At 36.5% G+C, this 14,914-nt stretch carries 21 protein-coding genes and 1 pseudogene; 8 read left to right on the top strand and 14 right to left on the bottom strand.

From position 1 onward, the window contains the following. Window positions 1-6: 6 nt before the first annotated feature. Window positions 7-1,593 (bottom strand): ABC-F family ATPase, encoded by a 1,587-nt coding sequence (locus ND6B_RS09935; RefSeq protein ID WP_076916071.1) that lies wholly within the window; start codon window positions 1,591-1,593, stop codon window positions 7-9. A gap of 618 nt (window positions 1,594-2,211) precedes the next feature. Between ND6B_RS09935 and ND6B_RS09940 the strand changes: the two genes are divergently transcribed. Continuing rightward, window positions 2,212-3,420: a porin gene (locus ND6B_RS09940; protein WP_033103439.1), complete on the top strand. Its 1,209-nt coding sequence runs from the start codon at window positions 2,212-2,214 to the stop codon at window positions 3,418-3,420. A gap of 92 nt (window positions 3,421-3,512) precedes the next feature. On the opposite strand, the gene ND6B_RS09945 is transcribed toward ND6B_RS09940, so the two are convergent. Beyond that, window positions 3,513-3,695, bottom strand: coding sequence for a hypothetical protein (locus ND6B_RS09945; protein WP_024602491.1), 183 nt, complete (start codon window positions 3,693-3,695; stop codon window positions 3,513-3,515). A gap of 111 nt (window positions 3,696-3,806) precedes the next feature. On the opposite strand from ND6B_RS09945, the gene ND6B_RS09950 reads away from it, so the two are divergent. Then, window positions 3,807-4,328, top strand: a complete 522-nt coding sequence (locus ND6B_RS09950) for a TetR/AcrR family transcriptional regulator (protein ID WP_024602490.1) — start codon at window positions 3,807-3,809, stop codon at window positions 4,326-4,328. Window positions 4,329-4,661: 333 nt separating this feature from the next. On the opposite strand, the gene ND6B_RS0119200 is transcribed toward ND6B_RS09950, so the two are convergent. From ND6B_RS0119200 to ND6B_RS09960, 3 genes are all read right to left on the bottom strand, one after another. Next, window positions 4,662-5,078, bottom strand: a complete 417-nt coding sequence (locus ND6B_RS0119200; RefSeq protein WP_268746940.1) for an alpha/beta hydrolase-fold protein — start codon at window positions 5,076-5,078, stop codon at window positions 4,662-4,664. A gap of 136 nt (window positions 5,079-5,214) precedes the next feature. Continuing rightward, a complete protein-coding gene (locus ND6B_RS09955) occupies window positions 5,215-5,697 on the bottom strand; it encodes an alpha/beta hydrolase-fold protein (RefSeq protein ID WP_235420472.1) in 483 nt (160 codons plus the stop codon). Then, on the bottom strand, window positions 5,694-6,203 hold the full coding sequence (locus tag ND6B_RS09960) for a GNAT family N-acetyltransferase (RefSeq protein WP_033103437.1): 510 nt from the start codon (window positions 6,201-6,203) through the stop codon (window positions 5,694-5,696). Before ND6B_RS09960 ends, ND6B_RS09955 begins: the two co-directional genes overlap by 4 nt. A gap of 99 nt (window positions 6,204-6,302) precedes the next feature. On the opposite strand from ND6B_RS09960, the gene ND6B_RS09965 reads away from it, so the two are divergent. Continuing rightward, a complete protein-coding gene (locus ND6B_RS09965) occupies window positions 6,303-6,506 on the top strand; it encodes a hypothetical protein (protein WP_013464954.1) in 204 nt (67 codons plus the stop codon). Window positions 6,507-6,521: 15 nt separating this feature from the next. Here ND6B_RS09965 and ND6B_RS20380 read toward each other — a convergent pair whose 3' ends face one another. The 5 genes and pseudogenes from ND6B_RS20380 to ND6B_RS20530 all read right to left on the bottom strand — a co-directional run bounded on the left by ND6B_RS20380 (window position 6,522) and on the right by ND6B_RS20530 (window position 7,896). Beyond that, window positions 6,522-6,764 carry a GNAT family N-acetyltransferase gene (locus ND6B_RS20380; RefSeq protein ID WP_235420471.1) on the bottom strand — a complete coding sequence of 81 codons (243 nt, stop codon included), beginning with the start codon at window positions 6,762-6,764 and terminating at the stop codon, window positions 6,522-6,524. Between the two features lie 15 nt (window positions 6,765-6,779). After that, window positions 6,780-6,992, bottom strand: coding sequence for a hypothetical protein (locus tag ND6B_RS20375; protein ID WP_235420470.1), 213 nt, complete (start codon window positions 6,990-6,992; stop codon window positions 6,780-6,782). A gap of 17 nt (window positions 6,993-7,009) precedes the next feature. Further along, a complete protein-coding gene (locus ND6B_RS09970) occupies window positions 7,010-7,204 on the bottom strand; it encodes a CPXCG motif-containing cysteine-rich protein (protein ID WP_013464956.1) in 195 nt (64 codons plus the stop codon). 92 nt (window positions 7,205-7,296) lie between these two features. Beyond that, a pseudogene (locus ND6B_RS20535) lies at window positions 7,297-7,668 on the bottom strand (MepB family protein); the annotation flags it as partial. A 12-nt stretch (window positions 7,669-7,680) separates the two neighbouring features. Then, window positions 7,681-7,896 carry a MepB family protein gene (locus tag ND6B_RS20530; protein WP_033103436.1) on the bottom strand — a complete coding sequence of 72 codons (216 nt, stop codon included), beginning with the start codon at window positions 7,894-7,896 and terminating at the stop codon, window positions 7,681-7,683. A 123-nt stretch (window positions 7,897-8,019) separates the two neighbouring features. Between ND6B_RS20530 and msrA the strand changes: the two genes are divergently transcribed. Continuing rightward, window positions 8,020-8,616, top strand: a complete 597-nt coding sequence (gene msrA / locus ND6B_RS09980; RefSeq protein ID WP_033103435.1) for a peptide-methionine (S)-S-oxide reductase MsrA — start codon at window positions 8,020-8,022, stop codon at window positions 8,614-8,616. 127 nt (window positions 8,617-8,743) lie between these two features. Here the strand turns inward: msrA and ND6B_RS09985 are convergent, their stop codons facing one another. Further along, window positions 8,744-8,926: a hypothetical protein gene (locus ND6B_RS09985; protein WP_033103434.1), complete on the bottom strand. Its 183-nt coding sequence runs from the start codon at window positions 8,924-8,926 to the stop codon at window positions 8,744-8,746. Between the two features lie 394 nt (window positions 8,927-9,320). Here ND6B_RS09985 and ND6B_RS09990 point away from each other — a divergent pair, with 394 nt between their 5' ends. The 4 genes from ND6B_RS09990 (at window position 9,321) to ND6B_RS10000 (ending at window position 13,267) form a co-directional block, all read left to right on the top strand. Then, complete coding sequence (locus ND6B_RS09990) at window positions 9,321-10,202, top strand: LysR family transcriptional regulator (RefSeq protein ID WP_033103433.1); 882 nt, start codon at window positions 9,321-9,323, stop codon at window positions 10,200-10,202. A gap of 182 nt (window positions 10,203-10,384) precedes the next feature. Then, on the top strand, window positions 10,385-10,582 hold the full coding sequence (locus ND6B_RS20370; RefSeq protein ID WP_235420469.1) for a hypothetical protein: 198 nt from the start codon (window positions 10,385-10,387) through the stop codon (window positions 10,580-10,582). Next, entirely contained in the window at window positions 10,564-11,841 is a 1,278-nt protein-coding gene (locus ND6B_RS19610) for an aerolysin family beta-barrel pore-forming toxin (RefSeq protein ID WP_235420468.1), read from the top strand. The genes ND6B_RS20370 and ND6B_RS19610 overlap by 19 nt, the downstream gene beginning before the upstream one ends. Window positions 11,842-12,073: 232 nt before the next feature. After that, a complete protein-coding gene (locus ND6B_RS10000; RefSeq protein ID WP_033103432.1) occupies window positions 12,074-13,267 on the top strand; it encodes an acetyl-CoA C-acyltransferase family protein in 1,194 nt (397 codons plus the stop codon). Window positions 13,268-13,443: 176 nt separating this feature from the next. Here the strand turns inward: ND6B_RS10000 and ND6B_RS10005 are convergent, their stop codons facing one another. The 3 genes from ND6B_RS10005 to ND6B_RS10015 all read right to left on the bottom strand — a co-directional run bounded on the left by ND6B_RS10005 (window position 13,444) and on the right by ND6B_RS10015 (window position 14,800). After that, the gene (locus tag ND6B_RS10005) at window positions 13,444-13,752 is read right to left on the bottom strand and encodes a DUF6419 family natural product biosynthesis protein (protein WP_033103495.1); all 309 of its coding nucleotides are present in this window, start codon (window positions 13,750-13,752) and stop codon (window positions 13,444-13,446) included. Between the two features lie 121 nt (window positions 13,753-13,873). Continuing rightward, window positions 13,874-14,452 carry a cold shock domain-containing protein gene (locus ND6B_RS10010; RefSeq protein ID WP_033103431.1) on the bottom strand — a complete coding sequence of 193 codons (579 nt, stop codon included), beginning with the start codon at window positions 14,450-14,452 and terminating at the stop codon, window positions 13,874-13,876. A gap of 114 nt (window positions 14,453-14,566) precedes the next feature. Further along, complete coding sequence (locus tag ND6B_RS10015; protein ID WP_033103430.1) at window positions 14,567-14,800, bottom strand: hypothetical protein; 234 nt, start codon at window positions 14,798-14,800, stop codon at window positions 14,567-14,569. Window positions 14,801-14,914: the final 114 nt, after the last annotated feature.

The following is a 14,914-nucleotide window of genomic DNA, read 5'->3' as shown; positions in this document are numbered from 1 at the left end:
CAGCAATTAAGCTTCTTTACTCGCTAAATATTCTGAGTAGTTACCTCTAAAGTCGATAACTTTACCGTCTTTAATTTCCCAAATACGGGTGGCAACTGATGATACAAACTGACGGTCGTGTGACACAAACATCAAGGTACCTTCATACGCTTCAAGTGCTAAGTTAAGCGCTTCAATTGATTCCATATCCATGTGGTTGGTTGGCTCATCCATTAATAAGATATTTGGTTTATGCATCATGATTTTACCAAACAGCATACGACCTTGCTCACCACCAGATATTACTTTTACAGATTTTTTGATATCGTTTTGTGAAAACAACATACGACCCAAGAAGCTACGCACTACTTGCTCATCGTCGCCCTCTTGTTGCCATTGCTCCATCCACTCAAACAAATTCATGTCTTTTTCAAACTCATCGGCATGATCTTGTGCATAGTAGCCAATGTTTGCATTTTCAGACCATTTAAACTCACCGCTTTTAGGCGCTAAACGTCCTGCTAAAGTGTTTAATAATGTTGTTTTACCCACACCATTTTCACCAATAATAGCAATGCGTTCACCTACTTCAACTAGGCCTTCTAATCCTGAGAATAAAGTTTCTTCAAAACCTTGAGATAAGCTGGTCATTTCAAGTGCGTTACGAAATAACTGCTTTTCTTGTTCAAAACGAATAAACGGTGTTTGACGTGACGACGCTTTTACTTCGTCTAATTGAATTTTATCAATTCGTTTTGCACGTGAAGTGGCTTGCTTTGCCTTTGATGCGTTGGCAGAAAAGCGCGATACAAATTGTTGAAGCTCTGCTATTTGGCTTTTCTTTTTGGCGTTTTCACTTAATAAACGTTCGCGTGCTTGAGTAGCTGCAAACATGTATTCATCGTAGTTACCCGGGTAAATACGTAGTTCACCGTAGTCAATATCGGCCATGTGCGTACATACCGAATTTAAAAAGTGACGGTCATGCGAGATGATGATCATGGTACAGTCACGTTGATTCAATACATCTTCAAGCCACTTAATTGTATAAATGTCCAAGTTATTGGTAGGCTCATCGAGCAGCATGATATCAGGGTCTGAAAACAAAACTTGAGCTAGAAGCACACGAAGTTTAAAACCTGGTGCAATTTCTGACATAGGTCCGTAGTGCTGCTCTGTAGCAATACCCACACCTAATAGTAACTCACCCGCTTTAGATTCAGCCGAGTAACCGTCCATTTCAGCAAATTCCGTTTCAAGATCGGCTACTTTCATGCCGTCTTCTTCACTCATTTCAGGTAGGCTATATATACGGTCACGTTCTTGTTTGATATCCCACAATTCTTTATGACCCATAATCACGGTATCAATAACAGAATATTCTTCGTAGGCGAATTGATCTTGGTTTAGTTTAGCAACGCGCTCATTTGGATCAGTACTTACGTTACCCGAAGATGGTTCTAATTCACCACTAAGGATTTTCATAAAGGTCGACTTACCACAACCATTAGCACCAATTAAACCATAACGGTTTGATTCGCCAAATTTAGCTGAGATATTTTCAAATAACGGTTTAGCACCAAATTGCATGGTGATGTTAGCTGTACTAATAATAGCGCTACCCTCCAAGGGAGACTGAAGTATTTAAATTGCGCGCAGTTTAAACCAAATCACCGTTTTTTTCTATGAAAGTTTATAGCACCAAACTCAAAGTAAACGGTGGCTGTTTATTAACTATAAAAGCAATTAAATAGCCAAAGTACTGGGCGAGTAAATGTGCTAAAAAGGTGAGTAAAACTCATTATTGTACTGTTGATGCAGTAAAAAAATGTTTAATAAAAAAACAACTAGCATAAAACCCTTTATAAATTATTTAATCGCGTTTACAGGCGACTTGGTCGCATTTTACTTTTATTAACAATTAATACGGCTATATTAACGTTTTTTATAGTATTAGAGTTTTAGCTCTACCCATGCCGACAAGCGTAACTATGAAAAAAATTCAACACTCCCTCTCCTGCATTTAAGCCTAATGTCTTATTCCAAAATTAAATGGCAGTTTATGCGGCTACAAAATAAAAACAGCATTAACTTAAAATGAACAAGCTGCGTGTTTTGTGCTAATTGTCATTGATAATTTTTCACTTTTGAGCCTTTTATTGCTTTGCTAGTCTGCACGACTTCGAATTTAGTAATTATAAAAACGTCTTTAATTTAGGCAAGGCACACACAATGAAAAGAAAATTAGTATCGCTAGCAATTGCGGGTATTTTAGCTGCTCCAAGTGTTTCAGCAGTAGAAGTGTTTAAGGATGAAAAAAATACAATCGCAGTAGGCGGATATATTGATGCGCGAGTGATAAATACTCAAGGTCAAAACGAAATCGTCAATGGTGCCTCACGAATTAATTTTGATTTTAAACGCCAACTAAAAAACGGCTGGGAAGCAATGGCTTTAGTTGAATGGGGTGTCAACCCTGTTGGCAGTAGCGATATTGTATACAACAACCGTTTTGAATCTATTCAGGATGAGTTTTTATATAATCGTTTAGGTTATGCAGGACTTAAACACGATAAATACGGCCAAATTACGATTGGTAAACAATGGGGTGCGTGGTTTGATGTTGTGTATGCAACAAACTACAGCTATGTATGGGATGGTAACGCTGCCGGTGTTTACACTTACAACAAAGACGATGGTGCAGTAAATGGTACTGGTCGTGGTGATAAAACACTGCAATACCGTAATAGCTACAACGACTTTGACTTTAGTGTTCAAACTCAGTTAAAAAACAGCGCTTTTTATACTTGTGATGTAAGTAATATTACAGAATCACAATGCCAAGCAAATTTTGAGTCTGGAGATGCTGCTGCACAACAAGTTGAATTTAACTATACGTTTGGCGGTGCAGTAACCTATAACTTGACTGATAAGCTAAAACTGACCGCGGGTATTAACCGCGGCGAGTTTGAATTAACGTATGGCGACGGAACAACCCGCTCTGTTGACGATTTAATTTATGGTGCAGGTGTTATTTGGGGCAATATTGATGCGCCAGGCTTGTATGTAGCCGCTAATATCAACAAAAACGAAAACCACGATACAGATAACATAGGTCGTTTAATTAAAGATGCTATTGGTATTGAAACATTTGTGTCGTATCGCTTTGATAACGATTTTAGACCATTTATTGCCTATAACTTATTTGATGCAGGTGATGACTACGTAATTCAACCAAACTTTAATGCCGATCCTAACGATGTATTTAAGCGTCAGTTTGCAGTTATTGGTGTGCATTACTTAATTGACCAAGACACACAACTTTATGTAGAAGCACGTAAAGACTTTGGTGATTTTGAAAGTAATAATAAACAGCAGCAAGCGCTAATGGAGCAATCTGAAGATGACGGTATTGCTTTTGGTTTTAGATACGTTCTTTAATATCAGTTGAGCTTTCAAGCTTAAAATCACAAATCGAAAAAAGCCCTGCAAAATAGCAGGGCTTTTTTCGATTTGTTTAGTTGAAGCTTGAGCTATTTTTTCTTAAATGCTTTTTTTAAAGCACGCGTCCCCTCTGTTGGCCCTAGAATAAGCCATAAAAAAGCAACCCCTCCTGGGACTAAAACTGCTTTTAATATTGGCCCTAGCAAATAAGAATAAAAATAAATTAGTGGAATAAAAAGTACATAACCAATAACACGTTTGATAAACTTCATGTAACATCCTTATAAAAATGAGCATGCTCACAATATTAATTGAGCGCGCTCAATTAATCAAATAATGATTTAGCCCTTTTATTTAACAAACAAGTAAAGCATTGAAATATAATGAGTAAAAAAGAAAAGACACGCGATAAAATTTTAGCTTCAGCATGGGAATTATTTTTGCTGCAAGGTTACGATCACACATCAACAAGAGAAATAGCGGTTGCAGCCAATGTTGCTGTAGGTACAGTGTTTAGTCATTTTGAAAATAAAATTGATTTATTGATGGCCGGTATGCAACAACAAATAGCCGTTATTATTAACCAAGCAAAGCAGTTAGATACGCAGCACTCCCCTCGCTTAAAGTTACGTCATTACGCTCATCCGCTTTATTCTTTTTATTGTGAAAATAGTGAATTTAGTAAGCTATTAATTAGCGACATCATTTGGAGAACGTCTTTTTTTAAAGCGCAGATGGATGAATTTAAACAACTGCTTTTTAGTGAACAACCGAAGTTTGATGAAACAAAAGCAAGCGTAATGATGGACTGTTATTTTATGACCTTGGTCGATGGGTTAAACGATCCCTTACCAAATGCTGAAAATATGCTTAGACAGTTAAGTAATAAAATAGCGCTTTTGTAATTAAGTCCTAAACGTATAGATCGGTGCTGATATAAATAAAGCACCGCCCACCTTTTTTGTTATTTAAATTCTTTATTTAACGATCCAGATAGCCAAACTCAATAAGCGTTATAAACCCACCACTCCACTTATGAGTAAATCGATAATTTATATTACGCCATTGCTAAGATTACATTTAAACACAATTAAGTATGATGTGTTCTTGCATGTGTTATCTTACATCCACCAGCCATTTACACCATAAAATAATTTATAGCAAAACGGCTTAACTGTACATATATACAGTTAAGCCGTTTTGCTAGTACTACTCTTAATTAAAGTTTAACAATATTATTAATTAATAAATTCATCATAGGCCATTAAAGCCCCCGTAATACTCAATGCAGGATTATCATTATGCTTTGCATCAGGGTTTACTTTACTGCCCCACACTAACCAGTTACTAGTATGGCTTACTAAACTTTGCTCCAAGTTATTATACGCCTCAAGCATTAATTTATGCTCAGCCCCGCCAACAGTAAAATATAATAAGGCGGGTCTATAGTAGCTCTGTGTTTTAACTTGTAAAAAGGTATTAAAATGATTTACTACGGTCATATCGTCATACCAAGCCGCAGGGCTAAATGCAAAGTAACCATTAAATAGCGATGGTTTGGTATGCAGCGTATATAAAGTAAAACTGCCCCCTGCCGAAAATCCCGTTAATATACGGTTTTCAGTTAACCTGTAGTTAGCCTCTAAATAAGTAATACCAATTCGCTTAATTAAGTGGTCTATTTTGAGGCTGGAAAAACGAGTTGATAGCTAGGCAAATAATTCGCTATTTAGTTGTTCTAAATGAGAGTTTTTTAACACAGGTAGCGACACGTTTAGCCCCGCAAAATGATTAAGTATTATTGCGGATTGGTATAAGTAGCTCTTGCTCTATAAAAGCTAAAAACAAATCAGCTTTACCAAAAATTTCTGGCGAAGTTTCATGTTTAGGTCGAGGATTTGTATTTACGTCCTTCCTTGCATAAGGTGGTACAAGATCACGATTTCGGGTATCAGTAAAAAACTGATTAGGTATAGCAACTAAAATAGCCTCATTTAATATACTTTCAGGATTTAATGCTTTTAGCGCTTTATCCCAATTAGCTAAATTAAAATTACCATCTGTTTTTATAATAAGTGGATACGCTTTATTTTTATCAAAATCATCGGGGAACCTTATAAATACCTTACGAGACTCATTAAGCACCTTTGAATCTAGGGTTACATCAACAAAATCTGATACATCATTTTTGTAATAACTAAACCCAATTGTTGTAACCCCAAATACACTAACAGCAAGCAACACATTTAAAATAATCGCTTTTTTTATTCTCATGCGTCACCCATTTTAGTTAATTGCTTATGCCAAATACCATTGTTTAATTGCTCGTTTAACACAAACCCAAGCTTAGTCAGTAAATTATAACTACGAACGTTATGTCCGTGAATTTCTGCATATAATTGCTCTATCTTTAATACACTCGGTATCTGGCTCATAAAACCGCGCAGCACTTCTTGCATTAAACCTTGCTGCCAATAAAAAGGATCGAGTTCGAAGCCCAAATAAGCACTTTTGGTTTGTTTACATATTTTATATAAGCCACATGTACCCAGTAGTTTGCCACTCATATTATGTTCAATAGCGAGTCGAATCACTTCACCTTCGTAATATCCGCTTATATCATCTTGAATTAATTGTTTAATATGGTCTTTGTTTAAAGGTGTTTTATAGTCATTAAACTCATAAACGAGTGGATTATTTAAAATTGTTAATAGCGCTGCGCCGTGTTTGTGGGTAATTAAACGTAAGGTAACACGGGGTAATTTTATAGTTTTAAACATGCCTACGCCAAATAAAGTAAACGCGCTTTAAATAGCACTTTATAGAGCGTCATTATTAACTTACCATACCGTATACACAAGCAGTAATTGAGATAAACTATGAGTGACAATTTTAAAGTAATACAACCAACTACTACTGTTTACTGCCCAAAACGTGGTGAAGGTTGGACCCTTACCGGCATTACTAATATTAACGAGTTTACGTCGGTTATGTTTGATGGTGTACGTTACACCTTACCAGCGAGAGAAATTGTAGAGCAGTTGCTGCCTAACCAATTAGCGCGTGAACAGCAAAATAGCTAAATTAAACAAAATTTATCACTTAACCATATGTACACAGTTTTCTGGTAATGGGCTTAAGTTTTGATTTTCTGGGGTATTAGCAGCAACTTTAAAGCCTAGCTTTTTATAAGCCGATACTGCTGCTAGGTTGTTTTTATAAACAAACAATGAGCAATCATTAACATTTAAGTTTAATTGCCCATGTTTACATAATGCTTTAATTAGGGTGGCTGCAATTCCCTCCCCCCTTCGTATAGGGTTTACTATTAAACGCGCCAAATGACATTTGTTTTTTTATTGATAATATTGCCCAAAAGCGAGTAATACGTTTTGTCGTCCAACCAATACAAAAGAAGTCGAGACATCAAGGTTTAAGTCTTCAATAAAAGTCTGCGCCGTAAATGGGTACCTAAAGTAAGGGCCAGCCCATTGAGTTATGTCATGTTGATCATTAAACCAACTCATTAGCTCGATAATATGCGTATTATTAAGTGGTTGTAATGTCATTCGCCTTGTTGATTCCTTCAAAACGCGTCATCTTCACTATACACATTTACGCCAAGCTCGTCTTCATCATCAAACACCACAAACGTAATGGGCTTACAGCATACTTGACAATCTTCTATGTATTGCTCATCAATATCAGCCACATCAATTAATACTTCTATGGTTTCGCCGCAGTAAGGACAACTGATTGACTTTTCAGTTAACTGGTTCATATTTCACCTGATATTTGTATGATTGTGTGATCTCACTTTAGTAAACAACCTTATATATGACAATGCTCGTAGAGTGACTTAATAATTCAAATTTAAACAGCGTTAGCTAAAATATTGTTTAACTTAATTAAATCAACTAAGCCATGTTGGTTCTGATTTAAAAAATAATCGCATTGCCAACGCTGAGTAACTTTAGCAGAGTTACTAAATGCGCCAGTCCCTTTTAATGCCCTACTTTCGCTCCAAGGCGGAAATACTCTAAAAGCCGTTTTGCCTTTATGGTTTCTACCTGTGACGATGCCTTTTTTAACTAACAACTCAACCGGAAATAAAAAGAAACCTTTTTGTATATTTGCTACTTGGTTATTAATAGTGGTTAATCCATCACTTGAAACAGCTACTAATAAATAGTCAAACTCATTGGCAAATGGAATTGGTTTAGAATTACTCAAATCCGCTGGGCGTTTCCATAGTGCTTAAAAAGCGCCAGGTCTGTCGGGTGTAACTTTAGCTTTTCTGTAAATTATACGTTTTTGGTTTAAAGTAAATGCATAGCCATGGTATTGGGCATTTTGATTATGAGGTATCAACTCATCAGCGTTTGGTAGTTTATACCCTGAGGGAGCAAAGTTGTTTTGTAAAATGATTAATAATTCATCATGCAAATGATCATTCGTCATTAAACTTTTCATATCTCGCATCCGTTTTATATAAAGTGAGTTCAAACCCTTAAGCAACTTTGTAATGAAAGAGTTTTTAAAGTTAGCGGGTCTTACTATACAAGTATTTATACATAACTAAAGGTGAACATTTTTATGAAACACACATTAGCGCTAGCATTGACCTCTATGGGGATTTTGTTTAGCTCATTAACATACGCTAAAACCGAACAAGCTATTTTAGCCGGTGGCTGTTTTTGGTGTATGGAAAGTGACTTTGAAAAACTCGAAGGTGTAACCAATGTGATCTCAGGGTTTACTGGTGGTGAACTTAAAAATCCAACCTACAATGGTAATCACCAAGGCCACTACGAAGCTGTGCTGGTTACCTACAACACTAATGTATTAAGCTATCAAGATATTTTAAACCATTACTGGGTGAATATTGATCCTTTTGACGCAAAAGGTCAGTTTTGTGATAAAGGCCCAAGCTACCGTAGTGCGATTTTTGTTGCTAATGAGCAACAGCGACAATTAGCTAAGCAATCTAAACAAGCGGTAGTTAACGAATTTCCTGAGCAAACGGTAGTAACCCCTATTCTTGATGCTAAAACCTTTTACCCTATAAAGGGCGATGAAAGTTATCACCAAGATTATTACAAAAATAATCCTATTCTTTATAACACCTATCGCTGGCGTTGTGGCCGTGATAGTCGCCTAGAAGACATTTGGGGCGATAGAGTTACCCACTGAGTTTAAAAAACCAAAAGGCTGCAAAAATTGCAGTCTTTCTAATATTTAAGCAAAGTAATAGCAGACTAATTATTTATTCTATTCTCAAAGCTGCAAGCCCACTTAAACAATTCATTTTTTAAGACGGTTAAATAGGCTTCCTATCATGATGATTTCTTTTTATAGGAAACACCTTAAACCAAAATGCCATTTCAAAAACAAAGCCCGCAATAATAAAAATAAATAAGCCAGTAGTGCTACCATAAGAATAACAGCCAATAGCAGCAATAATTAATGCAGCTAAAATCAACCATTTTATAAACACATTCATCTTTAATACCTTCAGTTCTGTTGATTTATCGTGGCAAATTCCATTTAGGTAATCAGATCCTATGCATCATGATTATTCACCAAAAAAGTGTGTCTAGCGTAAATACTCGTTTATTGTTTGTCTATTAAAACGTATCGTAAAATGTTACGCATTGTTTCTACTGAGTTTTTATTTTAAAAAACGCGTTATTTGCAGAATCTTTAATTACTAATACCTCAAGTAAGTACACCTTCGCTCACAATAATTTATTAAATGTTCTAATACAAAGGTAAATTTTTTGTTGCCACAAAAGGGACTAATGAGTGCTTTAATTAAATAATTAGTTTTATAACTTTAACTAATTATTAAGTACTAAATACAATTTCATGTCTTAAATTTATACGGGAGATTTACCTTGCTTGATATCATCGCGCTTTTTATAAAAGTAAATCATTACAAAACATTTAATGAAGCGTCAGTAAAGTTAAATATTCCTTTACCCACTTTACAAAGAAAAATAAAAAAACTTGAAGAAGACTTATCGTTAGCGTTGTTTTATCGTGAAAAAGGAAGTTTGCGATTAACAGAACCTGGAAAGAGTTTTTATAGCCACTGCCTAGCCCATGTAGAAGGTTTACAAACTACGCTGTGCAATTTTAAGAATTTCAGTGAAAATAAAGTGAGTAAAATTAAACTAATAGCGCCGCAAAACTTTATAAAGAGTGTGTACTTCTCAGGCGTTATAAATCAATTCACATTACTTTATCCAAATATTAAAATTCATATGATGCTATCGGATGAACGCCTTGATTTAAAAGCCACCGAGTTTGATTTAGCCATTAGAATTGGAAAACTAGATAGCTCACAAAATATATGTAAAGTTATTAACCAAATGAGTTTTGTTTTAGCTTGTTCATCGAGTTTAATTGAGCAATATGGCATACCAAGTAATTTTGACGATTTAGCTAAACTACCCCACATATCGTGCTCGCCATTCGAAAACTGGTCCTTTAAAACAAATAAAAATGAACAGGTAATTTTTAAACCTCAACCTAACTTTATTTCTAACGATATAGAAATGTGTGCCTTAGCTGCTATTGAAGGAAGAGGTGTATATTATGGCCCTAAATATTGTTTATTACCGCATATAAAAGACGAAAGCTTGGTTGAAGTATTAACGCAATTCAAACCCATAAAGCGAGATGTAAACCTGATATGGCCTGATAAATTAATTCCAAAAAGCACACGCTATTTAATTGATTTTTTAGAGCACTCTCTCAAAGGAATCAAAATGTAGCTACCGCAGCATTAATAATTTAATTAATTTTTGTAATGCTTAAGCAACTAATATTTTTGAAAAATCAACTTTCATATAACACTCTATAAAAATAAAGCGAGTTCTTTAGAATCAAAATCGGTCCAAAATTAGATTATTTAATTAGGACCTCATTTAAATATAATTTTAAAGGATGTAACTTAATGAAAAAAATATTACCCCTATTGCTGTTGTCGCATACAAGTTTTGTAAGTGCTAATACAACTGCAATTTATCCAGATCAACTTAAAAATGAAAGCTTAGGTGCTGGAGTTTGCTCAGCTGATAATAGACTAATTACAAAGGCTGAAGCGCAAACCTACAGAAATGAACTTACTAACAAATGGGTAAGTGGCAAATAACGGGATTAGCTAATGGCTGGGTTATTATGGGTTCTGGCTACGCAGGTGAAATAAAACAAGGGACTGCTGCAAATTCTTGGTGCTACCCTAACGATCCTATTAATGAGATCCCTACATTAAGTCCCGTAAAAGTATCGCCAGGCAGTCAAAGCCAAATTGAATGGGACTTAGTGAATCAAAAAGAGGGGTTTATAAAACCCCTTTCATACCTTGCCCATACAATGGGATTTGCGTGGGTTGGTGGAAATCGCTCTAGCTATGTGGGTGATGACATGGAGGTAACCAAAACGGGCTCAGGGTGGAAAATACAAGGTTACAATGGTGGCAGTTGTGATGGTTATCGATGTGATGAAAAGTCAGCTATTACCGTATCTAACTTTGAATATGTGATGGATAACGAGTCATATAAAATAACAGGTGATATTGTTGCTGCCGACAAAGAACTAATAAAAACGTTAACAGTCCCTGCAGTGAATGACACGTCAGCAGCTCAAATGTCAGTGGTTACAATTGAATACGATGCGGCAACCAACTGGTCTAAAACCAATGATTACAGTATTTCTGAGTCTGTTACATTATCTAATACATGGAAGTCTCCCTCTGTTACTGGCGGATCAGACACTTCGTTATCAGTCACAATCGCAGCGGAGCAAGCATGGGGAACAAGTAATGGCGGCTCAGAAGCTGAGCGAGTAGTTGTACAGGCAAGAACCAATGTACCAGCATACACACAGCTTAATGCAAAGGTCGATTTGTTTAAATCATCAATATCGTATCCTTATGCATTCGATGCTGATATTACCTATGATCTATCTATAAATGGCTTTATGCGATGGGGAGGCAATGCTTTATTAACCCACCCAGAAAACAGACCTAACGACACTGCTAATTTTGTAATTGGCCGTTGGGCAGGTCAAGATAAAAGCATTGAGTATCAATGGGAACACCGCTATATACCAGGTGAGAATAAAAAATGGAATTGGCCTTGGATGATACAACAAACAAGCTTATCAACAATGCAATACTATTTAAGCCATGTTTTAAGACCTAAAAAAACAACCCTAACAGGCCACTTTTATGCACAAAGCCAATTTGCGGGCAGTGTTTACTTTGGTGACGAAACCCCAATTGTCACTAACCAAAGAAGTAAGCGAAGTGTTTCATCTAGTGAGTACTCAAGTGCAGAAAAGTTAAAAAAAGAGTTTGAAGATGCGGGTTTTAAAAATGTCGTTGTTAATATTGAAATGATTGATTTATAAACACCTGTGGGCTCTCATAATGAGAGCCCTATTTCATAAATTTAAACAAAAATATTATTACTACTTACCTACTTTACTATTCCTTTTATTAAAATACATATACAGCTGAACCAACCTCGCCTTTAGTTTATTGAGAAATTATGCTTTGATGCATTAATAAAACTATTAATCGCATTAGTCTATTAAACATACACCAGCACAAAGTGATTATAAAAATAATAAGAGAACAAAAATGGCACAAAATACAAACAACAGCGTAGTAATACTCAGTGCGGTTCGTACCGCTATCGGCAGCTTTGGTGGCAGCCTCAAAGATTTTAGCCCAGCTGAGCTTGGCACTTTGTGCGCTAAAGAAGCCCTAAATCGGTCTAAACTATCTCCTAACCAAGTAGGTTCATGTGTGGTAGGCAAAGTTATTCATAACGGCCCTAAAGACGCATACCTTTCAAGAGTCATTGGTCTCGATGCTGGGTTGCCTATAAGCAGCCACGCTGTAACGCTTAATCGCTTATGTGGTTCAGGGCTTGAAGCAATCATACAAGCGGCACAACAAATTCAATTAGGTGATGTAGATGCAGCCATTGCTGGCGGAGCAGAAAGCATGAGTAGCTCTGCCTATACCCTCGAAAGTAATCGCTGGGGGCAAAAAATGGGCAATAGCACTATGGTCGATGAGCTCACCACGACCTTACAAGACCCATGGGATAATAACCCGATGGGAATAACTGCTGAAAACATTGCAAAAAAATATTCAATTTGCCGTCAGCAGCAAGACGAGTACGCAGCAAACAGCCATAATAAAGCTGCAAAAGCCATTGCTGCAGGTCATTTTAAACAGCAAATAGTACCTGTAGAAATCAAGTCGCGAAAAGGGACGCACATTTTTGACACCGACGAACATGTTCGCGCCGATACCACAGCCGAAAAACTTGCCACTTTAAAGCCCTACTTTAAAAAAGATGGAACCGTTACCGCAGCAAGCTCATCAGGTATAAACGATGGTGCATCCATGTTGGTACTCATGTCTGAGCAAAAAGCCAATGAGCAAGGCTTAAAACCGCTCGCTCGTTTAGTGGGTTATGCCAGAGCGGGTGTTGATCCTACTTTAATGGGTATCGGCCCTATTCCTGCAGTACAACAGGTATTTGAAAAAACCGGCTTAACCATTGACGATATGGATGTAATTGAGTCTAACGAAGCCTTTGCAGTGCAAGCACTGTGCGTTGCCAACGAGTTAAATTTCCCTGCCCATAAAGTAAACCCGAATGGCGGCGCCATTGCGTTAGGGCACCCTGTAGGCGCAACAGGTGCAATTTTATCAACTAAATGCTTGTACGAACTCAAACGAATTAATGGCAAGTTTGGGTTAGTCACAATGTGTATTGGCGGCGGGCAAGGTATTGCAGCCATTTTTGAAGCGCTTTAACTTTAAGTTTGTAATAGCTATTTAAGGGCTTTATTCACAAGGAGAAATAACAGACGCTTTGCTTTTAGAGGAAACAAACAATGTGAAAGGCTATCTTCACAAAGGGAGCAAAGCGCTGCTACACCTTATCGCTTAATAACAAAAAGCTTTACCTCAAACGTGGGCAAAACTCTCGTCTACAAAACGTGTTTTAAAGTTAACTTTCTTACGCCTAATAAAACACCACCAAATGAGATTGAAAATAATATCGGTAAAAACAGTAATGCATCAGTGTTGTCTATATCTGTAGCTGGGCTACCAATAACCGCCAGCGTATTAATTAACAGCAATATCAAACTTGATTGCAGGTAGCCCTTGTAACCAATAGCCCCAGCAAATAACAGCATAATAAATGATCCTGATATTGCAGGCGTAAAAGGTGCGGCGGCGAGTAACATACAAACAAACGAAAATATCACAGCACACCCAATTATTACTTTAAACATAACAATCTCCATGATAAATGGCTTTAATCCACCAGCTATTTATAACTGTATTACTAAAAATCGTATTCCACTTAACAGGTATCAACTAATTTTTAGTTTATTAATAACCCCAATATAAAAACTACCTATTTCCAAACTGCCGTTCACAAGGCTCGCCATCTTTATCCCCGTCCATTTTGGTATTTGGGCAATGTTGAATAAAAAATAATGCCTCTGCATACGAGGTCATTTGGCTACAATGTTGGCGGCCATCACAACGAAATGTTGGTGGTGTTTTATTAAGTGAGCTTGAACTCGCGGGCATAAATGACTCTAAGTTAGCATTAGTTACGACTGGTGTTTGCTTGGTATTTAAAAAACCGGTTTTATACACACTAAAACCAATACTAAAAATAATACCAAGTGTTATAAGTTTCATTAAAGGTGAGTTCTTACCTGAGGTTTTGCTTATTCTAACCGGCCTTGATGAAGCTTTTATGTGTGGTTGTGCGAGTACGCCCTCAATACGGCAATTTACAGCTTTGGTTTTACCGTTAGGCTCGGTTGCAACCTCAAAATAGATAATGTCACCTACTTTAGGTTTTCGGCTCATATGTTTGAGCGATGATATGTGTATAAAGGTATCGTGTTGCAGTGTGCTTGATTTAATAAAGCCAAAGCCTTTATCGTCATTCCACGATTTTAATAATCCTTTGTTCATCCTTGAATCGTCCATTTAATAACTGTTAATTTTACATCCGTTTTAAAAAAGGCTTAAAACCAAGCACATCTTGGAGAGCCCACCAACAATCTCTCTTTGTCCCTATTAACTAACTCATTTTGCAAAAAAGCGTATTTTTGCCTCTTTTAATGTGTTTAAAAATACAGAAAACGCACAAATTCCGCCCCCCATAAATGCAATTTGAAAACTTGATAGTGACGAGAAACTAAATTGCTGAGAATACATGTACTGCCCTAATAACTGTGCAAAGGTAGCCACACCTAAAATAATTAATAATGGGCACACAACTAGCGTAAACCAAAACCAAATACGTTTAATGCCTTTCATAAAAAATCCTTTTATTTTAAATTTAACTTAGAGGTTAATTAGCTTATAAGCTACCAGCATTTTAAAAGCAGCTTATAGGTTGCCGTATCTATTGATGTCTGAAGTCAAGATTTG

Source organism: Pseudoalteromonas sp. ND6B (assembly GCF_000764215.1).
In the GTDB taxonomy this organism is placed as follows: Bacteria; Pseudomonadota; Gammaproteobacteria; order Enterobacterales; family Alteromonadaceae; genus Pseudoalteromonas; species Pseudoalteromonas tetraodonis.
This window is presented reverse-complemented; position numbering and strand designations above follow the sequence as displayed.